Here is a 22554-nt window from a genome sequence, read left to right as displayed (position 1 = left end):
TAATTAAATGGTAAATTTTGTTAACCTTGGCTGCCGTCCCGGCGCAGGCGCACATCCTGCCCCGTCAAAAGGAAGGTGGCCGTCTGCTGGGGATCGATCAGCCGGGAGATCACCCGGTCGCGGTAGCGGTCCCGCAGCTCGGGCAGCGTTAAGTTGGTGGTGATCAGCGTCCCCTTGCCGGAGATCATCCGCTCATTGAGCACGGCAAAAAGCTGCTCCAGGGTCACATTGCTGATCCGTGGCTCAGCCCCCAGATCGTCCAGCACCAGCAGTTCCGGGGTGAGGTACAGGGCGCTGCGCCGCTCGTATCCGCCGCCTAAGGGTTGCTCCAGCAGCGCCTCTTGCAGCCGGTAGGCCGTGGTGGTCAGCACCGAGAAACCCCGGCGGATCACTTCCGAGGCGATACAGTGCATCAAAAAGGTCTTCCCCAGCCCTGGCGCGCCCATCAACAGGATGTTATGCGTCTCATTCTTGGGAAAAGCCCGGGCATAATCCAGGCAGAAATCCCGCAGCCGTAGCATCTGCGCGCGCTGGTTCTGCGTGCCGCCCTGGGGAAAGATGCTCTCGTCAAAATCCTTAAAAGTATGCCTTGGAAAGGCCTCCAGCCCTGAATCCCGGGCGCACAGCTCTGCCAGCCTGCGCTGGGCGCAGGTGCATAATACCCGCCCCTGCGCATCTGAAAATCCCGAATCCCGGCAAAGGGGGCAGTCAAACTGCAGTTCAAGCGCGGTAGGGTCAACGCCCTCGCTCTCCAGTAGCTGGGCCTGACGCGAGCGCAATACCGCCACCGTCTGGGCCGTTTCCTCGGCCACCGTTTGGGCGGAGGAAGGGTCCGCCAGGGCCTGGCGCGCCGCGGCCGCCTGCAAAGCGCCGATCTGCCGCTCGATGTCCGCCCACTGCGGCACCTCCCGCTCGATCTGCGCGCGCGCCTGCTCCATCCGCCTGCGGTTGCGGTCCCGTTTCAGGCTCCACTCGTCCAAAACCTGGCGCATCCATTCCCGCTTGCTCCCGGGCACGGCATCCACCGCCTTTCCATTAGAGTTTTCGTATCACGCCCTCTAGCTGTTCAGGCGTATAATCCTGTTGCATATACTGCTCCCCCGGCAGGTTCCTGCGGTTTCCCTCCTGGCGCTTCTCCGGCGCCTTTTGCAGCTGCTCCCGCGCCTGGCGCAGGCTCTTTATGCCCTGCTCGTGCCACCTTCTAAGCAAGCTGTCCATCGCGTGCATCCGGTCCCGCGCCTGGCCCTGCGCGGCGGATTCCGCCGCCAGCATCACCAGCTCAAAGGGCATGTTCCACTCGCCCAGCCATATCTCGCGGTAGCGCGCCACATCCTCTTCCCGCGGGGCGCGCCGCAGCCCGGCACGGACAAACACCTCTTTAAGCTCTCCGCTGGCCTGCGCATATTGCGCCAGCGCGCCGCGCACCGCGTGCGCAGCGATCAACCCCTGGTCCGCCAGGCGCTCTAGCATCGCGGTCAGCTGGCGCACCTGGTGGAAACCCTGGTCGTTGCAATAGCGCGCCGCGATCAGGATCGCCTCGTCGTCCGCAAAGCCCAGCTCTTGCGTCCATCGCATCCATTCGTTTTGCATGCCCGCAGGGTACGCGCTGCCCGTATTGCCCAGCGCCTCCCAAACCTGGCGCAACTGCGCCTGGCGGTTTACCCGCGCCTGCTGGTAATCCTCCACGTCCTGGGCGCTGCGCAGCCCCTGTCCCTTATAATTTTCCAATATCCCGTTGAGATAAGCCATCGAAGGCCGCGCGCTTTTGGTGGTCTCCCGGCAGGCGGCCAGCACCGCGTCCGGCCGCAGGCCCCAGCTTTCGGTCCACTTGCGGTAAAGGCTCATCTCCTCCATGGTAGGCAGCCGGTAAATGCCAAGCCGCCGCAGCACCTGCACCGCGCCGGATGAGGCCGCCTCCGCCCCGCGCAGGTATTCCTCCGCCGCCTCATAGGTCTTTACGTTCTCCTGCGCCCAGGTCTGGGCCGCCTTATCGATATAATTGAAGCTGACCCGCCCGCCCTTTTTTTGCAGGCAGTACTGGCATAGCATCATGACCGCCTCAGGTGCCAGGCCCAATATTTCGATCCAGTCGTACGCCCGCTGGAATTCCTCGGGTTTGATCAGCCGGCTTCCAAATATCTGCTGCAGGCTGGCGTTAAACTCCCGGTAGGGGTAGGCCTGCTCCTCCTGGGGCTGCCCCGCCGGCGCGCCGCCCATCAGCTGCTTTAAGTTCTCATACTCCACCTGCAACGGCGCCTCCGAGACAAGCCGAACCAGGCCCTGGCGCTGCCAATAGCGGAACGCGTCCAGCAGCTGCCCTTCCTCCATCTGCAGGGCTTTGGCCATTTCCCCGGCGCTGGCACAGCCCTGCCCCGGGTAGTAGCAATGCTTGAGCCCGTACAGATACGCTTTGACAAACTCTCCCGGCGCGCCCAGCATGTATTCCTCGATAAAAAGGTTTTCGACCGGCGTGATATCATATACGTGTGTCTGCGGCGCAAAGCCAAAAGCAGCCATGTCAAAACCTCCTTTTCGTTCCGTTTCTGCCTTTCATCATATCACAATTAGCTTTTCGTTGTATAGCGTGGCCGCCATAAAAAAAGCGCCCGGGCTGCTTGCCGCGGGCGCGCTTAACTGCTATTCGTCTCCCAGCCATTCCCCCGTACAGGTGATGCTGGTGGGCCCGGTCATATAGACGTGCCCGTCGGCTTCGTCCCAAAGAATATGCAGCTGCCCGCCGGGCAGGTACATATCCACCGCGCGTTCGCTCAGGCCATTGAGCACCGCCGCCACCAATACCGCACAGGCGCCCGTTCCGCAGGCAAGCGTCTCCCCGCTGCCCCTTTCCCACACCCGCATGTGGATCTCCTCCGGCCCGCTCACATGGGCAAACTCGATATTGCACCGGTTGGGGAAGGCGGCGTGCCGCTCGTAAAGCGGCCCCAGCTCCGTCACCGGGAACTGGTCAGGGTCCTCCACAAAACAGACCGCGTGCGGGTTGCCCATGGATACGCAGGTAAAGCGCAGCGTCTGCCCTCCGGCGGTGAGCGGCACCCCTACCGCCCGCTCGCCCGGTACCGCCGCCGGGATATCCGCAGGCCTTAGCACCGGCTTTCCCATATCCACCCGGCCCCGGGTCAGCCTGCCCCGGGCGTCTGGCAGCAGCTTTATGGTGCGCAGGCCCGCATTGGTCATCACGCGCACTTCGTCGCCCTTAGCATCGCCCCACTCATGCAGCAGCCGTGCGGCGCAACGCACTCCGTTGCCGCACATCATAGCCTCGCTTCCATCGTTATTATAAATGCGCATCCGCCCGTCGGCCTCCGCGCAGGGGGTAAGCACGATCAGCCCATCGCTGCCCAGCCCAAAGTGCGGCCGGCTGACCGCTATTGCCAGCTGTTCCGCCGGCATAGGCAAGCGCTCGCGGAATCCGTCCACGTAAATATAGTCGTTCCCCGCGCCGTGCATTTTGGTAAATTTCATCCCATCGCTCCTCTATAAAATGGCGATCCCCTTATCTTCCAGCATCCGGCGCTGTTCCTCGGGCCACACGGATACCTGCACCTCTCCCACGTGGGCCTTGTGCAGCAGCAGCATGCAAAGCCTGCTCTGGCCGATGCCCCCGCCAATGGTCAGCGGCAACTCACCCGCCAGCAGCGCGGCGTGGAAGGGCCGGCTCTTTCTAGCCTTCTGCCCTGCGTGGGCCAGCTGCTTTTCCATGGCCAGCGGATCGACCCGCACGCCCATGGAGGAGATCTCCAGCGCCACATCCAGCTCCTTATGGTAATAGACCAGGTCCCCATTCAGGCTCCAGTCGTCATAATCCGGCGCGCGCAGGTCGTGCGGCTTGCCCGAGCGCAGCGGCCAGCCGATCTGCATGAAAAACGCCCCGCCGTACTCCTTCACATAGGCCCGCTCCCGCGCCTCCGGCGCCAGCTCTGGATAGAGATCCTCCAGCTCCTGGGTGGTGATAAAGGCGATCTCCTCGGGCAGCCGGTTTTTAAGCTGCGGGTACTTGCGCCCGATCTCCTCGGCCGTTTCGTAGATCGCATCGTGAATATAGCTCACCGTCGTCTTGAGCGTGTCCAGGTTCCGCTCCTGGGCGGTGATCACCTTTTCCCAATCCCACTGGTCCACATAGGTCGAATGGAGGTTGTCGGTCTGTTCGTCCCGGCGGATGGCGTTCATATCCGTATATAGCCCCTCGCCCACGGGGAAGCGGTATTCCTTTAGCGCAAAGCGCTTCCACTTGGCTAGGGATTGGACGATCTGCATCTGCTCGCCCGGCATCTCTTTGAGGTCAAAGTCCACCGGCCGCTCAACCCCGTTAAGGTCGTCGTTTAAGCCGCTTGACGCCGGCACGTACAGCGGGGCCGATACCCGCGTCAAGTTCAGCGCGCCGCACAGCCGCTCCTCAAACCCGTCCTTGAGCAGTTTGATAGCCCGCTGCGTCTGCTTGACCCCTAACTTGCTTTTATATCCTTCCGGCACGATGTGCGCCATTTTCCATCATCCTTCCAGGCGATTCCTCGCCGTTTATTCAATAAGCACTCCCATACCGGGCGCTTGATGTCCATTTTAATTGCCAGTTTTTATTATAGCACCCCTACACTGTGTCGCAAAGGGGCAGTTTGGCCTAAAAACCGTTTACAGTCCGTTTACAATTTAACCTATTTTCATTCATTCGCCGTTCATATCCCCAGCCTATTCTAAGGCCGAATATGGTCATACCTCATGCAAAAAATTCTTTTGGAGGTTCAACATGGCAAAGACATCAAGTAAAAAGAAGAAAAAACTGATCATCGGCCTGTCCATCGGCGCCGTGGTCATTGTAGCCGGGGTGTTGGTCGGCGCCCGTTTCTTCATGAGCCGCCCTGCTCAGGCGGCGTTGCAGGTCATGCAGGCCGTCGCCACCAAAGGTTCCATCGAAAAGACCGTGGTAGGCACCGGTTCGCTGGCCGCTGGGGAAACCACCACGCTTGAGCTGCCCAGCAACCTGAGCGTTGAGGAAACCAAGGTATCCGCCGGAGATTCCGTCAAGGCGGGCGACGTATTGGCTACGCTGGATTCCGCCTCGCTGCGCAGCGCTATCGACAGCCTGAAAAATGAGATCGCTACATTGGATGCCCAGCTGTCCAGCACTTCTGAAACGGCATCCTCCAAAACTATCACCGCCTCGGCCGCCGGCCGGGTCAAGCAGCTTTACGTTGCGGCGGGCGACGATATCGGCACCGTCATGGCCCAGCATGGGGCGCTGGCCGTGCTCTCTTTGGATGGAAAGATGAAGGTCACCTTCACCCTGGCCGATGGGCAGGAAGCCCCCGCGCCGGACGCAAGCGTTAAGGTCCAGCTGCCCGATGGAACCACAAAGTCCGGCACGGTTGCCGCCCTTTCCGGCAGCGAGGTGACCGTTACCTTCAGCGATAACGGTCCTGTCCCGGGTGAAACCGCTACCGTCCTCTCCTCGGACGGCGCCACTACTTATGGCCAGGGCGAGATGGTCGTTAACCGTCCGCTTGAGGTCATGGGTACGGATGGCACCGTCAGCTCAGTGAGCGTATCGGTGGACAGTTATGTTTATAGCGGCTCTACTCTCGTGACGTTGACCAGCAAGCCCGCCTCCAGCAATTATGAGTCGCTATACGCCTCCCGCCAGGAAAAGGCTGAAACGCTGCGCACCCTTTTGAACTATGCCCAAGGGAACGCCGTTACGGCACCCGTGGATGGCGTCGTCCAATCCCTGCCCGGCGGCGAGAATACCGGCTTCGTATTGGCCAACGCAGACAGTATCACGCTCACGGTCAATATCGATGAGCTGGATATCCTCTCGGTAGCCGCAGGGCAGAAGGTACGCATCACCTTAGACGCCTTGCCCGATGAGACCTTCGAGGGCGAGATCACCAAAGTATCTGATTCCGGCTCCGCCGAGCAGGGGGTCACCACCTATCCGGTCACCATCTCCGTCACCCCTTCCCAGGAAATGAAACTGGGTATGAACGCCACCGCCACCATCGTGATCGACAGCCGAACCGATGCGCTGCTGATCCCCCTTGACGCGTTGCAGGAGCGGGGCGGCGAGCAATTCGTCTACTCCTATGCCGAGGACGGGGCTCTGGGTGAGATGCGCACCGTCACCACCGGCCTTTCCGATGGTACGAATGTAGAGATCACCGATGGTCTGAGCGAGGGGGACGTGATCGCCTATATGCCCACCGAGAGCAGCTCGGATGAAACGGAAATGATGATGCCGGGCGGCGGCATGATGAATTTTGAGCCCGCATCCATGCCCGATATGGGCGGCAGCCGCGGCGGTTCCATGCCGAACATGGGCGGTGGCCCGGGCGGCGGCCAGTAAGGGGGCGGCCGTATGATCAAAATGACCGACGTTTCCAAGGTCTACACCATCGGCAGCGAAAGCCTGTACGCCCTCAACCATGCCAATTTGCAGATCGAGGATGGGGAATTCGTTTCCATCGTGGGGCCCTCCGGCAGCGGAAAATCGACTTTAATGAATATCATCGGCTGCCTGGATGTGGCGGACTCGGGCGAATACATTCTGGACGGCCAGGCGATCGAAAGCTATTCCGAGCGGGAGTTGGCCCGCATCCGGAACCGAAAGATCGGCTTTATCTTCCAGAATTTTAACCTGCTGGGGCGTTTATCCGCGTTGGAAAACGTAGAGCTGCCACTAGTCTATCAGAACGTGCGGGGAAAAGATCGCCGCGCGCGCGCCCAGGAGGCCCTTGCCCGCGTGGGACTGACCGACCGGCTGGACCATCGTCCTTCAGAGCTCTCCGGCGGGCAGCAACAGCGCGTTGCCATCGCGCGGGCCATGGTCACCCGGCCCGCGCTGATCCTGGCCGACGAGCCTACTGGGAACCTGGATCACCGCACCGGCCTTGAGATCATGGCGCTGTTTCACGAGATGCACGCCGCCGGCAACACCATCGTACTGATCACGCATGATGGCGACGTCGCGGGGCAGGCCAAGCGCAGCATCCATATTCTTGACGGATGCGTTACAGAAAGGGAGGTGCATGTATGATTCTGCAATCCTTCCGCATGGCCTTTTCCTCCATCGCAGGGCGAAAGATGCGCTCGTTTTTAACAATGCTGGGCATTATCATCGGGACGATCGCCGTCGTAGTCCTGGTCTCCCTGGTCTCCGGGGCGACTTCCTCGGTTACCAGCTCCATCGAGTCGCTGGGTAGCAATCTTTTAACGGTAAACATCACAAGTTCGCGTTATCTGCCGCTCTCTTTGCAGGATGTGGAGAATATCGCCGCTGAAAACGAGATTATCTCCGCCACCGCAGCTAAAATCTCCCAAAGCGGCACAGTCAAGGCGGGCAGCACCACCTACAGTGCCAGCATTATCGGCACCGTGCCGGCTTATCAGGATCTCAGCGCACTCACCCTGGCCCGCGGACGGTTTTTGAAAACGCCGGATCTGGACAACAACTCCGCCGTGGCGATACTGGGGTATGAAGCTGCCGACGAACTTTTTGGCCGCCAGGATGTGGTGGGCGAAACGGTTTCTATCGGCGGGCGCAGCTTTTTGGTCGTGGGCGTACTGGAGGAATCCGGCCAGACCGTCATGGGCAGTAATGATAGTGCCGTGATCATCCCCTATACCCTGGCCCAGCGCCTTTATCACGTCAGCGGCGTGTCCTCTTTTTACGCCGCAGCCGCAGATGCTGAGAATGTGGACGCAGCCGAGGCGGCGTTAGATCAGGTGCTGCTCGCCCACTTCCGCCAGGATGAGGATGCTTATACCGTATTTAATCAGACCTCGATCCTGGAGACCATGAGCTCGGTTACCGATACGCTCTCCCTGCTGCTGGGCGGTATCGCCGGCATCAGCCTTCTGGTAGGCGGCATCGGCATTATGAACATCATGCTGGTTTCGGTGATCGAGCGCACGCGGGAGATCGGTATCCGCAAAGCGGTGGGCGCTAGCCGCGGCAGTATTTTGATGCAGTTTTTGATCGAGGCGCTGGTCCTCAGTCTTTTAGGCGGGCTGATCGGCCTTGGGATATCCTACCTCATAGTCTGGGGCCTGTCCGCCGTATTGCAGGCTAGCTACACCGTGCCCGCTTATATCGTGATGATCTCTCTGGGTTTTTCGATCTTCGTTGGCGTGATTTTTGGATTATATCCCGCCAACAAGGCCTCAAAGCTCCATCCCATCGAAGCCCTGCGGGCAGAATAACCTGTATATCCCCACAACCGCCGCACCCATGAGAGCGCGGCGGTTCTTTATTGACTTTTACTGCCCGCCGTGGGATAATATTTTTGCTCATTATTACAACACGCACCTGTAGCTCAGTAGGATAGAGCGTCCGCCTCCTAAGCGGAAGGCCTTGGGTTCGAATCCCGACAGGTGCGCCACATCGCCGCAAACTTCACTAAGTTTGCGGCGATTTTTGTACAAATTCACCCGTACCGTCGCGGCTCAGAATTAATGGTTTTAAGTTGTTATCTTCCAGCATTTTTTGTAATTCGGGCGGGGGATGCAAAAGCCTTTTCACTGTTCAAAAATTTTTTCTTTACATCCTCACGCATACTGCCGCTCGCTCATCTGCCATACTAAGAAAAACGCAGAGGGAGCAGCGCATGAATCATTATTTTGAGGGACGGTATTATAAGCACCAAAAGGACGGACAAACCTTGTGCCTGATCGCCGGGAAGGCGGATGGCGGGCCGTTTATCCAGGTCATCACCAACACGCATGTTTGGCAATACGATAGCCTCGCCGGCTGCCAGATCGGCGCCCAAGGGATCCGGCTAGATCTGCCCCAGATCAAAGGCGCCGTGCGGTACGGGCCCTATACGCCGCTCAAGGGGGACATCATGGGGCCTTTTCAGTTCCTGCCCATGCAGTGCCGCCATGAGGTGGTCAGCATGGGGCATACGCTGGAAGGCGGCTTTCTCATCGACGGGCGGATGTTGGACCTATCCGGCGGCCGGGGCTATATTGAGGGCGACCGGGGCCGTTCCTTCCCCAGCGCGTACCTTTGGCTGCACTGCAACGACTTTTCTCAGCCCCTAAGCGTTATGGCCTCGGTAGCCGACATCCCTTTTGTGGGCTTTCATTTTATGGGTTGCATCTGCGCCATCCACTATAAGGGCCAAGAGATCCGCCTGGCGACCTATCGCGGCGTTCACATCCGCCATGCAGGGCGGGATGGGCTCGCCCTTGCCCAGGGGCGGTACCGGCTCCGGGTGGATATTAAGGCGCATGCTGCGCTCCCCCTCAAAGCGCCGCGCAACGGGCAAATGGTGGATACCATCCACGAGAGCAACTGTGCCAGCGCGCGCTTTCGCCTTTGGGAAAGCGGTGTGCTGCTCTTTGATCTCACCAGCCGCAACACCAGCTTTGAATGTACGCTTTGATCCTTAGGGCCGCAGAACTGCGGCGATCGCCCGGTCAAAGGGCGGATAGAGCACGCCTTTTTCGGTGATCAGCGCCGTGATCAGCTCGTGGCCCGTTACATCAAAGGCGGGGTTATATGTCTTTGCCCCTTCCGCTACCATGGGCGCCCGGTACCACATCTGCGCGATCTCTGCGCCGTCCCGCTGCTCGATCGGGATCTGTGCGCCGTCCGGGCAGGCGGGGTCCAGGGTCGAGGTGGGGGCGCAAACGTAAAACGGAATCCCATAGTGCTTTGCCGCCAGCGCTACCGATAGGGTGCCGATCTTATTGGCCGCGTCCCCGTTGGCAGCCACCCTGTCGCAGCCCACCAATACCGCATCTATCCGCCCTTGCGCCATCACGCTGGCCGCCATATTGTCGCAGATCACCGTAACATCCACGCCCGCATCAGCCAGTTCATAAGCCGTCAGCCGGGCCCCCTGCAGCAGCGGCCGGGTCTCGTCCGCAAAGACCCGGAATCCGTAGCCCCGTGCCTGCCCTAAGTAGATGGGCGCCAGCGCCGTGCCGCAGCCTGTGGTAGCCAGCGCGCCGGCATTGCAGTGGGTCAGCAGCCCCATCCCTTTTTTCAGCAGCGTCAGCCCGTTTTGGGCGATGGAAAAGCACACCTGCCTGTCCTCCCGATGGATGGCAAGCGCCTCCTCCTTTAACGCCTGGCGCAGCGCCTGCGGCGGGACGCCCGCGGCCCGCGCCAGGTTTAGCGCCCCTTCCATCCGTTCAAGCGCCCATGTCAGGTTTACGGCCGTAGGCCGCGCCCCGGCCAGATAGGCGCTCATCTCACGTACCTTATCACAAAATTTGCCGGCATCGTTTTCCTCAATATTTTTTGAGGCGACATATAGACCATAGGCCGCCGCCACGCCGATGGCGGGCGCACCCCTCACCTTTAATTGATAGATCGCCTGCCATACCTCCTGCGCCGTTTTCACGGGGATATACCGCCGCTCCCCAGGCAACAGGGTCTGGTCCAGGATCAACAATTCGTCCCGTTCGTCTAGATATAGCGTGCCAGCCTCATAAACCGCATCAATTTCCATTTCGCCCTCCTGTGATCAATCCGTGCATCTGCTCATGGATCAGGCCGTTAGAGGCGATCAGCGAGGTCTCGCATGTCGGGTCGGGGCTATTTAAGGCATAGTCCGTCACCCTGCCGCCAGCCTGCTCTACGAGAAAGCGGCCGGCCGAAAAATCCCAGGCCTGCAGATTCTGTTCAAACATTCCATCCAGCCTGCCGCAGGCCACATAGGCCAGGTCCAGTGCCGCCGAGCCCGAACGCCTGATCTCATGGCAATGGTAAAACAGCGCCTCCAGCGCCGCAAAGTTTTCGTGGGAGCGGGTCCGGTCGTAGGGGTTAGTCCCAAAGCCGATCAGCGCATCCGTCAGCGGACGGGACGATACACGGATGGGCGCGCCATTTAAAAACGCGCCCTTGCGGTTGGCTACGAACATTTCCTCTAAATAAGGATCGTAGACGATGGCCAGGGCATAGCGCCCCGCCTCGTGCATGGAAAGGGAGATGGCGCTGTGCTTCATGCCATGCATCAGGTTACTGGTCCCGTCGATGGGGTCCAGCACGAAAAAGCAGGGCGCTGTCCGGGCCTTTCCAAGCCCTTCCTCCTCGGCGATCAATATCCCCTCCGGGCATATCTCCTCCAGCGCCTGGGCGATCATCCGCTGAACACGCAGGTCCACCGTGGTCACGTAATTCTGGCTGCCACCCTTTTCAATGACGTCAAAATCCTTTTCAAACTCCACCATCGCCCTGCCCGCCTGGGCGATCAGCGCGATGATGCGCGCCTCTTTATCCATACTGAACTCCGCCTTTCTCCGCCGCGTTTGCGGCAGATGCAAACGCGCTTCTGCCGCCGGTAAATCCCGCTTCATTCTAGCATCGGCCCGCCGCAAATTCAACCGCTACGGGCTTCCTTCCCGCTGCTTTTTATAGTATACTGCTTTAGGATCGCAAGGTTAAAATCCAAAGGAGTAACGGTATGAAAAAAAAGCTGCTATCTTTGCTGCTGTCGATCAGTATGTTACTTTCCCTCTCCGGCTTTGCACTCGCCGCGCCTGAGGAGGGGAACGCGCAAACCACCGTCAAGATCGTGCACACCAACGACCTGCACGGTTACTATACGGCCACCAGCCGCGGACAGATCGGTTTTTCCGCGCTCAAGGCCGTGATCGACCGGGAACAGCCCGCCCTGGTGTTGGACGCGGGGGATACCTTCCACGGGCAGGCCTTTGCCACCGTGGAAAAGGGGGCTTCCATCGCTCAGCTGATGGCTGCCGTGGGGTATGACGCCACGACGCCCGGCAACCACGATTGGCGCTATGGCAAAGACCAGCTCAAGGCCCTGGGACAGGGGCGAAGCTTTAAGATACTGGCCGCTAATGTGGTAACGGACAGCGCCAGCGCCTTTTTTGATGCGCCCTATCTGGTCAAAGACGTGGTAGCCAGCGACAACACCCCGCTGCGGATAGGGGTTTTCGGGGTGATCGACGATGCGTTTTACACCTCCACCCCGCCGGCCCATGTCGCCGGGCTCCAGTTTCTGCCCGAGGCGGATAAGGCCAACGAGATCGCCCAGATTCTGCGGGATGTGGAAAACTGCGATATCGTGATCGCCTTAACCCATCAGGCGGATCTGCCCGGCTTTGTCTCCGCCCTGCACGGGGTGGACGCGGTAATCGCCGGGCACGAGCATCTGCTCATCGATACGGTCTATCCGGATGCCGACGGCCGAGAGGTGCCCGTGGTGGAGGCCGGGTACTATTTTCAAAACATCGGCGTATTGACCCTGGCGTTTGACCCCGCTTCCGGCCGGGTAAATGCCAGCGCTACCACCGCGCGCTTTTTATCCGCCAGCGATGTAGCCGGCCTGTCGGATCCGGCGATCGATCAAACCATTTCTTCAATCGTAGAGCTACAAGAGCCGCTGCTGAATCGGGAAATCGGTCAAAGCACCCGCGCCCTCCCCTATTCCTGGGAGGAACTTCGGGTGAGCGAGCAGGCCATCGGCCGCTTGGTCACCAACGCTTACCGCAACGCTACCGGGGCCGACGTGGCCATCGAAAACGCCGGCGGCATCCGCGCGGGCCTTCCGGAGGGGCAGATCGTCTATAAGGATATGATCAGCATCTCGCCTTACGGAAATACCCTGGTCGTGCGGCAGCTGACCGGGCAGCAGCTTCTAAACGTGCTGGAACACGCCATCGATATCGGCATCCAGTGCGATGCGGTTTACACGCTCCAAAAACAGGCCGTCGCCAATGGGGAGGATCCCTATCAATACGCCTGGCCGGAAAACAGCGGTAGTTATCTACAATTTAGCGGCATCAGCGCCACTTACGATGTGACCCGCCCGGCCGGCAGCCGGGTCGTGCAGGCCCAGATCGGCGGCGCGCCGCTGGACCCGGTGCGCACCTACTCGGTCGCCACGAACAGCTACGTCATTGCGGATGCGGAATATCCGGACATCGTATCGGCGCCCACCCAATACGAAATCTCCACCTGCGAGGAAGCGCTGATCAAATTCATCCAGACCGGCGATTTTGAAAAGGGACTTGACGTCCCCGGCCTGGTCGCCCTGGTTCCAGAGCCGGCGCAGCCCACCCCCAGCGCAACGGTAACGCCCGCCCCCACGGAGAGCGCGCAGGCCTCTCCCGCACCCTCCGGCACAGCATCCCCCAGCGCAGCGCCCACCGCCCAGCCGTCGCCCGCGCCCACTGGCGTTTCCAGTCCGGATACCGGGGACGATGCGCAAACCTATCCCCTGCTGGCCTTGATGCTGGCCGCATTGGTAGCCGCCAACATCGTATTGGCGATCCGCCAGCACACCCGCGCCAAAGAAGATACCCGGCGGTAACACCTTAAATCTATCCCTAGGCCCTGACGAAAGTCAGGGCCTTTTTATTGCACAGCCAGGTTACCCCGCCAATTGTCCCATTGGATATTTTCCTAACCACTCCGCTATACGGTGTGCGGATATGCCTAGCAGGATGAACCAAATATCCCTTTGCCACGTATACTGAAAGTATCCTGACGAAAAAGGAGGTTTGGATGAATGAAAATCAGCAGTTGGCGCACGCTGGCGGCCCTGGTGCTAGCCTTAAGCTGCCTGGTCGTGCTGACCGTTCCCGCGCTGGCCTTCGGCCCGGCCGATGAGCGCATCTATGCCGGCATTGACGTGAGCAAGTGGCAGGGCGAGATCGACTTTGCCGCCGTGGCCGGCGACGGCATCGAGGTGGTCTATATCCGCTCCAGTGTGGGTTCTAGTTATGTCGACCCTTACTTTGAGCGCAATTATGCGCAGGCCAAGGCCAACGGCCTGAAGGTGGGCTTTTATCACTATGTCAACGCCCGCAGCGTGGAGGAGGCCCGGCAGGAGGCCCAATTTTTTGCCGCCACGGTGCGGGGCAAGCAGCCCGAGTGCCGCCTGGTCATGGATTTTGAGTACTTTGGCAGCCTCACAGTCGATCAGATCAACGCCATCTCCCGCGCGTTTTTAGAAACGCTGCAGCAGGCCAGCGGCAAGGAGGTCGCCATCTACAGCAACAGCTATCAAGCCGCGAATGTGTTTGCGGCCGATCTGGCCGTTTACTCCCTTTGGGTGGCGGAGTATGGCGTTTCCGCCCCTGCGGCAAACGGCAAATGGTCGAGCTGGGCCGGTTTCCAGTACACCAGCACCGGCCGCGTTTCCGGCATCAGCGGCAACGTGGACCGGGATCAGTTTACCCAGGCCATGTTCATGAGCGGAGATACGCCCTGTTCCTCCTGCGAGCCGTACCAGCTTTATACGGTGCGCCGGGGCGATACCCTTAGCGCCATCGCCCAGCGGTTTGATACCACCGTCTCCGCGCTGGTGCAGCTCAACGGCATCGCCAATCCCAACCTGATCTATACCGGGCAGGTGCTCAAGGTACCCGGTACGCCGCAGACTACAGTGCAGACCTATACCGTGCGCCAGGGGGATACGCTTTGGGGCATTGCCCGGCGCTTTGGCACCACCGTGCAGTATCTGGCGGGCGTCAACCATATCGCAGATCCCAGCCTGATCTATCCCGGACAGGTGCTGGATATCCACGTAGAGCAAGGCGGCGCTTCGGGCAGCTACACAGTGCGCGCGGGCGATACGCTTTGGGGGATAGCGCAGCGCTTTGGCACCAGTGTTTCTCATCTGGTCGCCCTCAACGGCATCGCTAACCCCAGTTTGATCTATCCCGGGCAGGTCATCAAACTTTAGCGTTAAAAAGCCGGGCAGCCTAAGGCGCGCGCCTATAAGGAGGCAATTTGATTGTCGCAGGGCGGCATGGCTGAAAGGTCATGCCGTCCTACCTTGTCTTTGCCGTTCTACCCCGAATGGACAACCGGGAATATCTTGGCACTCAACCCTTTATAGTTACAACTTAAAATGCGTAGAAATTAAAATTTCCAAATTACATCATATGCAAGTTTTGCCATATATTTCCCGCGTTCGATTATATTACTCTCAGACCACTCTTCCAATTCTCCGTAACGTTCTACAAATTTTCTTGTTGACACAAAATTTGATCGCTTATAGTAAGGAATCTTTTCAGTATAAGTTTTATCAGCAGCACCGCCGTTAATTAGTTCTGCAAGCATAAGTAAATTTCCAATCTTACAATGAGTTTCTGATCCGTCATCATTGGCTATGTGTTCGATAGAAAATTTGTGGACAGTTAGTTCCTGATTGGAGGCTAAATGGTGTTCTTCGATTCCGGAAAGTATGTATTGAACCTCTTTTTTTCGACTTAGGGTCTTATAACTTTTTACCCGGTGTGACCATCCCAAAAGTATAAAATTTGCTTCAAATGTATTGTAATCCGGGTAATATTGGTATAGCTTTAATTTTAATTCATTTAAAGCAGTGATAGCATCCTCATTTTCAATTTTTCGAGCATATTGATATACCATATCTTCTATGGTATTTGATTTACCGTTACACACTACACCGTATCCAAGATAAAAATTTCGAATAAAAACAAAAAACTTTTCCGCATCGCTTTCTGTGATTTTATGACGTTTGTATGCGGAAATTACCGAAAGGAATAGCGGGCGAAATTGCCGATGATTATTACTCAAAAAGAATTGCAATGATTCTTTAATAATCGGATTGTCGCATTCGTCTGGAAAATAAAACATCCGATAAAAGGAGGCCTTTTCATATAGGTCGTCCAAAAAATCTCCCATATGTTGGCGATCGCAAAATTGCTTCACGATTCGAAATTCTGTATTATCCTTGTTAGGCTTTTCGAATCGGTGTGAGACATAATGTGTGAAAAAGCTATCTAATGTTGACCTCCTGCTTATATACAGTTTAGCCTCCATAGAATTCCATTTCATTTTGGCTGTATCAATATTGGCGCGAGGATGAATATACTTAAAAATGTAATTTTTAATCAGCTCGTGCTGCTTCAAATCAACGCCACGCGCATTTAAAATTTCGAAGATATTATAACTCTCTTGCTGATTTGAAGCGCGGATGTCTATTACATCTAATCCCATAATCTTATCTTTAATATTTCCAAGTTCAGCAGCGGGATTTTTGCTGTGATGAATTAACTCTTGAAACTGATTATAAAAAAAGAAAAAACATTGCTTTACATTTACATTATCTTGTGGTGAATTTACCATATATGCTCCGGAGAACAATTTCGGTTTAGATTGTAAGCTGTTATATTCTGTTGATTCCGCAACAATAAATTGGAAATTATCCAAGTCTTGATTATCAACCCGTGCATAAGCTGCTCCCATATCATCTGTGCCAATAATATACTTTGTTACACCGCGAAAACGAGGTTCTTCTCCTATTTCATTGAAAAGTGTACATATAGCACATAACATAAGGGTAATTGTCGTTAAACGCTGTTGGCCATCAATCACGATTAAATCTTTCCCACTGCGCTCAAAAACGAAACTTCCCAAAAAATGAGTCCATTCAATTTCTTGACCTTTTTCTTTGTACTCATTGGAAACATCAAGGCAATATTTTATATCGTCAAAAAGTTCCCTCCACTGCTTTTCTTGCCATACATATTTGCGCTGATACCGTGGAATTACATACCTGACATCTCCAGAAAGAACATCATTAACCTTCTTCTGTTGAGCATCAAAGGCCATTTTCATCTGCCTCCTATTTCAAATGTTCCGAAATAAATATCCAATCTATAATTTATCAAAATTATATCACGATAAGGATTTATCGACAATTGCTAACATAAAAAGCCGATACTGACCCAGTATTATCTGACTCAGTATCGGCTTTTTCTCAAACACTAGCAACTCTGTTTGTCGGCTATTAAGTTTATGGTTATCTCTGCTACTTCCTTATTAGTGTTCCCCACAGGCTGCCCGGCTTTTTTTATTTTTCTCTTCAGCCCTGGCGGATATTGTAAAGCGCGTTGAGCAGCACCCAGTTTTGTACAAACGGGCGCATCAAGTTCCAGTATGACGCTCCCTGTAACCCGTATTCGGGTATCAGCGCCAATTTGGCGCGGATGCTGCGTGCATCCTCAAACCAGACCTCGTGCTGGGTACCCTCATCATAGTAATTAAAATAGGGCGTCTGGGCGATGGGGTCAAACATGATTTCAGCCCCTTTATGCTGCGCCAGCGCTACCGCCTGTTGGTTGCCCAGCGCCCGCGCGCGGGACTGGCCCGCTACATAGGGCAGCGTCCAGTCATAGGCGTAGTTGGGCACGCCTAAAAAGATCTTCTCCGCCGGGATACGGGTCAGCGCGTATTCTACCACCTGCCGCACGCTGTTTAGCGGCGCTACGGCCATGGGTTCGCTATAGGTATAGCCCCATTCATAGGTCATCAGCAGCACGTTATTAGCCGCCTGCCCCAGGCCTTGATAATCAATCCCCTCATAAAGCAGCCCCTCCTGGTCGTCCGAGAGTTTGGGCGCTAATGCAACGGTGACTGTGTAGCCCCGCGGGTTGAGCCGGTCGGCCAAAGCCTGTATAAAGTCTACATACTTTTGCCGGTCCGCCGCGGCGACGGATTCAAAATCCACGTCCACCCCGCCATAACCTTCTTCCACCAGGGTCTCCAGGATCTCCTCGATCAGCCTGCGGACGGCCACCGGGTCGTTCAATAGCTGACTGGCCAGGTCAGTGCTAAATCGCTCATCCTCGTCCAGATTGGATACGTGCAAGATCGGCACTACACCCCATTGCTTGGCCAGGGCGATCAGCCGTTCGTCTTCAATGTCATCCAGTTCGCCATCCGCCTGGGCGCTGTAACTAAACGGCGTCAGATACGTCAGGTAAGGCAGCGCCTGGTGCAGCGTGGCCGGCTCGATAAACGGATAGGCATACCCGTTTACAGCCATCTCGCCCTGCGGCGCATCTGCGTATTCGATCACCAACTCCTGTCCAGGAAAGATCCGGTCCCATCCGCCCAATTCAATGTTGTTGCGGTAAAGCTGGTTGACGCTGATGCCGTAATCCGACGCGATACGCCAAAGCGTATCGCCCGCGACGACCTTGTGCACTACTTTGGGATACTGGATCACCAGGGCCTGCCCTACGGCCAGCCGCACGGGAAACTCCAGCCCATTTTCCACCGTTAATCTATATGACGAAACGCCGTATTGCTGCGCGATGCTCTGTACGCTCTCCCCCGGCTGTACGGTATGGATCACCATCGGTATTCCCCCCTTTATTTTTACTTTAGTATATAAATGCCGCGCTGGAAAAAGAATGAAATTTGCAAAAAGGGCTTGCACTTTTTGCATATCGCAGTTATACTGTGCATATCGTTTATACACAGTATACAAGGAGATCGCATGGATATCATTATCAGCAATGCCAGCGATAAGCCCATTTACGAGCAGATCACCGCGCAGTTCAAGGCCATGATCTTGGGCGGCGAACTGCAGGAGGGTGCCGCCCTGCCCAGCATGCGCCTGCTCGCCAAAGAACTGCGCATCAGCGTGATCACCACCAAGCGGGCTTATGCGGATCTGGAGCGGGACGGCTTTATCGAAACCGTGCCCGGCAAAGGCTGCTTTGTAGCCGGTAAAAATACGGATTTTATCCGCGAGGAGCATTTGCGCCAGGTCGAAGCACACCTGCAGCAGGCGGTAGATGCGGCCAAGCGCTGCGCGCTGCCCTGTGACGAGCTGGTGGAAATTTTACAGGTACTCTACAAAGGAGATGAATAAAATGGAAATGGCGCTGGAGGTGAAAAACCTCAACAAGGCCTATCCCGACTTCGCGCTTAAAGATCTATCTTTCTCGCTGCCCTGCGGCAGTATCATGGGCCTGATCGGGGAGAACGGCGCGGGGAAGACCACGACCCTCAAGGCTATTTTGAATTTGATCCATCGCGACAGCGGCGAGATCACGCTGCTGGGCCACAGGGACGGCGGGCTGGAAAACGCCATTAAGGCGCAGATCGGCGTGGTGTTTGACGAAAGCTGCTTTCACGATAATCTAACGCTTCGCCATATCTCCACCGTTATGGGCGGCATCTACCCCAACTGGGATCCCGCCTATTTTACCCGCCTGACCCGCCAGCTTTCCCTCCCCGAGGGTAAGCCGGTCAAGGCGCTTTCCAAGGGGATGAAGACCAAGCTGTGCATTGCCGCTGCACTGGCGCACCATCCCAGGCTGTTGCTGCTGGACGAACCCACCAGCGGCCTGGACCCCATCGTGCGGGAGGAAATTCTGGATCTTTTTATGGATTTTATCCAGGACGAACGCAAAGCGATCCTGCTTTCCTCTCACATCACCAGCGATTTGGACAAGATCGCCGACTATGTCACCTTTATCCACGAAGGGCAGGTCGCCCTGAGCGATAATAAAGACGAGTTGACCGGCAAGATGGGCATCCTCAAATGCAGCGAGCAGGCGCTGGCCACACTGGATCGCAGCCAGGCGCTGCGCTTGCGCAAAGGGCAGTTCAGCTGCGAGGTGCTGGTCCGGGATAAAAATGCCTATCGTATCCATCACCCCGGCGCCGTGGTCGAACCGGCCACATTGGAAGATATCATGTTGTTTTACGTAAGGGGGCGCACGCTTTGAAGGGTTTGATCGCCAAAGATTTCTTAAATCTCAAACGCTATAGCTTTACCCTGATCCTAATTCTACTGCTCTACGGGGCTATTTTTCTCCCCATGGAGAACAGCGGCTTCGCCGCAGTGGCCACGGTGCTGTGCACCATGATGGTCATCACCACCTTGAGCTACGACGAAATGGCCAAATGGGATAAATACGTTTTGACCATGCCTATCACCCGCCAGCAGCTGGTTTTGGGGAAATACGCCGTCATGCTGATCCTGGCCGCGTTGGGCTGCCTGGTGGGCTGCGTTGCTATCGGGATCCAGGGTATCATCCGCGGCCAGTGGGACCCCGGCGCGCTGTTTATGCAAGCGGGCCTGTTTTGCGGCGCTTCCCTGGTCTTGGGCAGTATTTTGCTGCCGCTGCTCTATAAGTTCGGCGCGGAAAAAGGGCGGCTGCTGTTGCTGGCCGTAGTCCTGATCCCCACCGTTCTATCCCTGGGCTGGCGCTATATCGGCGAGGCGTTGGGGCTGCCCGCGCCGGATCTCGCCGCGCTGGACCGCTGGTTTCAGATCGCCCTGCCGCTGCTGCCCTTGGCCGTACTGGCGATCGTAGCGCTCTCTTACGCCCTGTCCGTACGGATCATGAGCAAAAAAGAATTTTAATTCGCCTATTGATATATAAAAAGACCGCTGCGTTTTGCAGCGGTCTTTTTTATCGCTTTTGGTTAGATGCGGGCCACGCCGCTTTCGCGGGCGGCTTTGGCAACGGCCTCGGCCACAAACTGGCCCACGCGCTTATCCAGCGCATCCGGCAGGATGTACTCCTCGTTCAGTTTGTCGTCCGGCACCAGGTTGGCCAGCGCCTCGGCGGCGGCCACCTTCATCGCCTCGTTGATCTCGGAAGCGCGGCAATCCAGCGCACCACGGAAGATGCCAGGGAAGGCCAGCACATTGTTGATCTGGTTGGGGAAATCGCTGCGGCCCGTGCCCACGATGCGCGCGCCGGCGGCCTTGGCCTCGTCCGGCATGATCTCGGGCGTGGGGTTGGCCATCGCCAGTACGATCGCATCCTTGTTCATGGTGCGCACCATATCCGGGGTCAGCACGCCCGGGGCGGAAACGCCCAGGAACACGTCGGCGCCATTGACGGCATCCGCCAGGGAGCCCTGTTTTTTCTCCAGGTTGGTGATCTTGGCCATTTCCTGCTTGGCAGGGTCCATGCCCTCGCGGCCCTCATAGATCAGGCCCTTGCGGTCGCACATGGCCACGCTCTTGATGCCCAGGCTGAGCAGCAGCTTGGCAATGGCGTTGCCCGCGGCGCCCGCGCCGTTTAAGACCACCTTGATCTCCTCTTTCTTCTTGCCCGTCAGGCGCAGCGCGTTGATCATCGCCGCGGCCACGACGATAGCCGTCCCGTGCTGGTCATCGTGGAAAATCGGGATGTCGCACAGCTCTTTCAAGCGGTTTTCGATCTCAAAGCAGCGGGGCGCGGCAATATCCTCCAGGTTGATGCCGCCAAAGCTGCCGGAGATCATATAAATGGTGTTGACGATCTCGTCCACATCCTTGGAGCGCACGCACAGCGGGAAGGCGTCCACATCCGCAAACTCCTTAAACAGCGCGCATTTGCCCTCCATAACCGGCATACCGGCCTCCGGGCCGATATCGCCCAGACCCAGCACGGCGGTGCCATCGGTAATGACGGCTACCAGGTTGCTGCGGCGGGTCAGCTCAAAGGACTTGTCATAGTCGTCATGGATGACCATGCAGGGCTCGGCAACACCGGGGGTGTAGGCCAGGGCCAGCTCCTCACGGGTGTTGATGGAAGCGCGGGAGACCACTTCGATCTTGCCCTTCCACTCATAATGCTTTTTCAGCGACTCTTCACGGATATTCATATTGTCCTCCTCTTATGAAATCGAATCTTTCTTAGTCCTCAAAGGGGAATTTATACTGCGTCAGGCCCAGCTCGTCGCGCACGGCGATGAACTCCTTCTGTACAGACTCGTTGATGGGCACGCCGTCCTTGCGGGCCAGACGGATCTCGTACTCCTTCTCGCCGGCAGTGTAGATGCGCTCTGCACCCGGGGCTTTTTTGGCGCTGCGCACTTCGCGGATAATGTCGCCCGCCTTCTTGCGGCAAACATCCTCGCCCATGAAGTGGTCGGTATCGATGGCGATGAAGAAGTGACCCAGGTGGAAGGGGCGCTTCTCGCCGTTTTCGCCCTTGCCGATCAGCGCTTTGCCGTAGCTGCCATCCTGCAGTACCGCGGAAAGGAACTCTACGAACATCGCAAAGCCGTAGCCCTTGTAGCCGCCCAAATCTTCGCCGATGCCGCCCAGCGTGGTCAGCGCCGCATTGCCGCTGCCGATAGCCTTAAGCGCCGCGCCCGCGTCGCCCTCAATGGCCTTGCCATCCGCGCCCACTACCGTACCGGCATGCAGATTCTCGCCGATGCGCTCATAGTACTCCAGCTTGCCGTTCTGGGTGATGGAGGTAGCCGCGTCAAAGTTGAAGTCAAACGCCTCATCCGTGGGCACGCCCAGGGTAAGGGGGTTGGTGCCGAACATGCCCTCTACGCCAAAGGTCGGCGCAACGGTGGGCCGGGCGTTGGTGCCGGTCAGGCCGATGCAGCCCTGTTTAGCCGCCATGGTGGTGTAGTAGCCGGCGATGCCATAGTGGCAGGAGTTGCGCACAACCACCATGCCCATGCCGTACTTTTTAGCCTTATCAATAGCCAGCTGCATGGATTTATAGCCGATGACCTGGCCCATGCCGTCATGCCCGTCCACCACAGCGGTGGTCTCGGTCTCTTTCACGATCTCATAATTGGTCACGGGGTTTTGGATGCCCGCCTTGATGCGGTCCAGATAGATAGGCTTAAAGCGGTTGCACCCGTGGGACTCGATGCCGCGCTTGTCGCTCTCCAGCAGCACGTCCGCACAGATCTTCGCGTCCTCCTCCGGGATGCCGTAGCCTTTAAAAGCGTCTACTACGAAATTGGTAATCGTGGTCCAATCGACGATGTTGGTTTTAGCCATGATCCATTTTCCCCTTTCTTCATTGCCTTTAACGAATCGATTGACGGTA

General features: G+C 57.2%; 19 protein-coding genes and 1 tRNA gene. 10 read left to right on the top strand and 10 right to left on the bottom strand.

Translation table 11 applies throughout. The features are described 5' to 3' along the window. Nucleotides 1–20: 20 nt before the first annotated feature. The 4 genes from H8699_RS08000 to asnA form a co-directional block, all read right to left on the bottom strand. Nucleotides 21–1016, bottom strand: a complete 996-nt coding sequence (locus tag H8699_RS08000) for an ATP-binding protein (protein ID WP_249285223.1) — start codon at nucleotides 1014–1016, stop codon at nucleotides 21–23. A gap of 19 nt (nucleotides 1017–1035) precedes the next feature. Next, nucleotides 1036–2517 carry a DnaD domain protein gene (locus H8699_RS07995; protein WP_249285222.1) on the bottom strand — a complete coding sequence of 494 codons (1482 nt, stop codon included), beginning with the start codon at nucleotides 2515–2517 and terminating at the stop codon, nucleotides 1036–1038. 120 nt (nucleotides 2518–2637) lie between these two features. After that, nucleotides 2638–3483, bottom strand: coding sequence for a diaminopimelate epimerase (dapF, locus tag H8699_RS07990; RefSeq protein WP_249285221.1), 846 nt, complete (start codon nucleotides 3481–3483; stop codon nucleotides 2638–2640). Nucleotides 3484–3495: 12 nt separating this feature from the next. Next, nucleotides 3496–4503: an aspartate--ammonia ligase gene (gene asnA / locus H8699_RS07985; protein WP_249285220.1), complete on the bottom strand. Its 1008-nt coding sequence runs from the start codon at nucleotides 4501–4503 to the stop codon at nucleotides 3496–3498. A 259-nt stretch (nucleotides 4504–4762) separates the two neighbouring features. Here asnA and H8699_RS07980 point away from each other — a divergent pair, with 259 nt between their 5' ends. The 5 genes from H8699_RS07980 (at nucleotide 4763) to H8699_RS07960 (ending at nucleotide 9395) form a co-directional block, all read left to right on the top strand. Next, entirely contained in the window at nucleotides 4763–6355 is a 1593-nt protein-coding gene (locus H8699_RS07980) for an HlyD family efflux transporter periplasmic adaptor subunit (RefSeq protein WP_249285219.1), read from the top strand. Nucleotides 6356–6367: 12 nt separating this feature from the next. Then, entirely contained in the window at nucleotides 6368–7045 is a 678-nt protein-coding gene (locus tag H8699_RS07975; protein WP_249285218.1) for an ABC transporter ATP-binding protein, read from the top strand. Beyond that, the gene (locus H8699_RS07970) at nucleotides 7042–8211 is read left to right on the top strand and encodes an ABC transporter permease (RefSeq protein ID WP_249285217.1); all 1170 of its coding nucleotides are present in this window, start codon (nucleotides 7042–7044) and stop codon (nucleotides 8209–8211) included. Before H8699_RS07975 ends, H8699_RS07970 begins: the two co-directional genes overlap by 4 nt. A gap of 102 nt (nucleotides 8212–8313) precedes the next feature. Continuing rightward, nucleotides 8314–8390: transfer RNA gene (locus H8699_RS07965), tRNA-Arg, on the top strand. Nucleotides 8391–8615: 225 nt separating this feature from the next. Continuing rightward, on the top strand, nucleotides 8616–9395 hold the full coding sequence (locus H8699_RS07960; protein ID WP_249285216.1) for a tocopherol cyclase family protein: 780 nt from the start codon (nucleotides 8616–8618) through the stop codon (nucleotides 9393–9395). 3 nt (nucleotides 9396–9398) lie between these two features. On the opposite strand, the gene mtnA is transcribed toward H8699_RS07960, so the two are convergent. Then, the gene (gene mtnA / locus H8699_RS07955; RefSeq protein WP_249285215.1) at nucleotides 9399–10469 is read right to left on the bottom strand and encodes an S-methyl-5-thioribose-1-phosphate isomerase; all 1071 of its coding nucleotides are present in this window, start codon (nucleotides 10467–10469) and stop codon (nucleotides 9399–9401) included. Beyond that, a complete protein-coding gene (locus tag H8699_RS07950; protein WP_249285214.1) occupies nucleotides 10459–11241 on the bottom strand; it encodes an inositol monophosphatase family protein in 783 nt (260 codons plus the stop codon). Before H8699_RS07950 ends, mtnA begins: the two co-directional genes overlap by 11 nt. Before the next feature lie 182 nt (nucleotides 11242–11423). Here H8699_RS07950 and H8699_RS07945 point away from each other — a divergent pair, with 182 nt between their 5' ends. Then, the gene (locus tag H8699_RS07945) at nucleotides 11424–13298 is read left to right on the top strand and encodes a bifunctional metallophosphatase/5'-nucleotidase (RefSeq protein WP_249285213.1); all 1875 of its coding nucleotides are present in this window, start codon (nucleotides 11424–11426) and stop codon (nucleotides 13296–13298) included. A gap of 198 nt (nucleotides 13299–13496) precedes the next feature. Next, entirely contained in the window at nucleotides 13497–14675 is a 1179-nt protein-coding gene (locus H8699_RS07940; protein ID WP_249285212.1) for a LysM peptidoglycan-binding domain-containing protein, read from the top strand. A gap of 179 nt (nucleotides 14676–14854) precedes the next feature. On the opposite strand, the gene H8699_RS07935 is transcribed toward H8699_RS07940, so the two are convergent. Both H8699_RS07935 and H8699_RS07930 read right to left on the bottom strand, forming a co-directional pair. Beyond that, a complete protein-coding gene (locus H8699_RS07935) occupies nucleotides 14855–16573 on the bottom strand; it encodes a DUF262 domain-containing protein (protein WP_249285211.1) in 1719 nt (572 codons plus the stop codon). 253 nt (nucleotides 16574–16826) lie between these two features. Next, nucleotides 16827–18104, bottom strand: coding sequence for a glycosyl hydrolase family 18 protein (locus tag H8699_RS07930; RefSeq protein WP_249285210.1), 1278 nt, complete (start codon nucleotides 18102–18104; stop codon nucleotides 16827–16829). A gap of 141 nt (nucleotides 18105–18245) precedes the next feature. Between H8699_RS07930 and H8699_RS07925 the strand changes: the two genes are divergently transcribed. From H8699_RS07925 to H8699_RS07915, 3 genes are read left to right on the top strand one after another with little or no spacing between them, the layout of a single operon-like run. Next, complete coding sequence (locus H8699_RS07925) at nucleotides 18246–18623, top strand: GntR family transcriptional regulator (protein ID WP_249285209.1); 378 nt, start codon at nucleotides 18246–18248, stop codon at nucleotides 18621–18623. Between the two features lies 1 nt (nucleotide 18624). Further along, a complete protein-coding gene (locus tag H8699_RS07920; RefSeq protein ID WP_249285208.1) occupies nucleotides 18625–19485 on the top strand; it encodes an ABC transporter ATP-binding protein in 861 nt (286 codons plus the stop codon). Beyond that, on the top strand, nucleotides 19482–20126 hold the full coding sequence (locus H8699_RS07915) for an ABC-2 transporter permease (RefSeq protein WP_249285207.1): 645 nt from the start codon (nucleotides 19482–19484) through the stop codon (nucleotides 20124–20126). The genes H8699_RS07920 and H8699_RS07915 overlap by 4 nt, the downstream gene beginning before the upstream one ends. Before the next feature lie 62 nt (nucleotides 20127–20188). On the opposite strand, the gene H8699_RS07910 is transcribed toward H8699_RS07915, so the two are convergent. Together H8699_RS07910 and H8699_RS07905 are read right to left on the bottom strand one after the other, a co-directional pair. Further along, the gene (locus H8699_RS07910) at nucleotides 20189–21361 is read right to left on the bottom strand and encodes an NAD(P)-dependent malic enzyme (protein ID WP_249285206.1); all 1173 of its coding nucleotides are present in this window, start codon (nucleotides 21359–21361) and stop codon (nucleotides 20189–20191) included. 31 nt (nucleotides 21362–21392) lie between these two features. After that, nucleotides 21393–22505, bottom strand: a complete 1113-nt coding sequence (locus H8699_RS07905; protein ID WP_283244180.1) for an Ldh family oxidoreductase — start codon at nucleotides 22503–22505, stop codon at nucleotides 21393–21395. Nucleotides 22506–22554 lie beyond the last annotated feature (49 nt).

This window comes from Luoshenia tenuis, from assembly GCF_014384745.1.
Taxonomy (GTDB): Bacteria; Bacillota; Clostridia; order Christensenellales.
The sequence above is the reverse complement of the archived record's forward strand: the minus strand, read 5'-3'. Positions and strand labels throughout refer to the sequence as shown.

Excerpts from the sequence above, each read along its gene's own strand:
- H8699_RS07975 (WP_249285218.1), top strand. The coding sequence starts at position 6,368 with ATGATCAAAATGACCGACGTTTCCAAGGTCTACACCATCGGCAGCGAA.
- H8699_RS07925 (WP_249285209.1), top strand. The coding sequence starts at position 18,246 with ATGGATATCATTATCAGCAATGCCAGCGATAAGCCCATTTACGAGCAG.
- H8699_RS07950 (WP_249285214.1), bottom strand. The coding sequence starts at position 11,241 with ATGGATAAAGAGGCGCGCATCATCGCGCTGATCGCCCAGGCGGGCAGG.
- H8699_RS07945 (WP_249285213.1), top strand. The coding sequence starts at position 11,424 with ATGAAAAAAAAGCTGCTATCTTTGCTGCTGTCGATCAGTATGTTACTT.
- H8699_RS07995 (WP_249285222.1), bottom strand. The coding sequence starts at position 2,517 with ATGGCTGCTTTTGGCTTTGCGCCGCAGACACACGTATATGATATCACG.
- H8699_RS07930 (WP_249285210.1), bottom strand. The coding sequence starts at position 18,104 with ATGGTGATCCATACCGTACAGCCGGGGGAGAGCGTACAGAGCATCGCG.
- H8699_RS07935 (WP_249285211.1), bottom strand. The coding sequence starts at position 16,573 with ATGGCCTTTGATGCTCAACAGAAGAAGGTTAATGATGTTCTTTCTGGA.
- H8699_RS07980 (WP_249285219.1), top strand. The coding sequence starts at position 4,763 with ATGGCAAAGACATCAAGTAAAAAGAAGAAAAAACTGATCATCGGCCTG.
- H8699_RS07970 (WP_249285217.1), top strand. The coding sequence starts at position 7,042 with ATGATTCTGCAATCCTTCCGCATGGCCTTTTCCTCCATCGCAGGGCGA.
- dapF (WP_249285221.1), bottom strand. The coding sequence starts at position 3,483 with ATGAAATTTACCAAAATGCACGGCGCGGGGAACGACTATATTTACGTG.
- H8699_RS07940 (WP_249285212.1), top strand. The coding sequence starts at position 13,497 with ATGAAAATCAGCAGTTGGCGCACGCTGGCGGCCCTGGTGCTAGCCTTA.
- mtnA (WP_249285215.1), bottom strand. The coding sequence starts at position 10,469 with ATGGAAATTGATGCGGTTTATGAGGCTGGCACGCTATATCTAGACGAA.
- H8699_RS07910 (WP_249285206.1), bottom strand. The coding sequence starts at position 21,361 with ATGAATATCCGTGAAGAGTCGCTGAAAAAGCATTATGAGTGGAAGGGC.
- H8699_RS07960 (WP_249285216.1), top strand. The coding sequence starts at position 8,616 with ATGAATCATTATTTTGAGGGACGGTATTATAAGCACCAAAAGGACGGA.
- asnA (WP_249285220.1), bottom strand. The coding sequence starts at position 4,503 with ATGGCGCACATCGTGCCGGAAGGATATAAAAGCAAGTTAGGGGTCAAG.
- H8699_RS07905 (WP_283244180.1), bottom strand. The coding sequence starts at position 22,505 with ATGGCTAAAACCAACATCGTCGATTGGACCACGATTACCAATTTCGTA.
- H8699_RS07920 (WP_249285208.1), top strand. The coding sequence starts at position 18,625 with ATGGAAATGGCGCTGGAGGTGAAAAACCTCAACAAGGCCTATCCCGAC.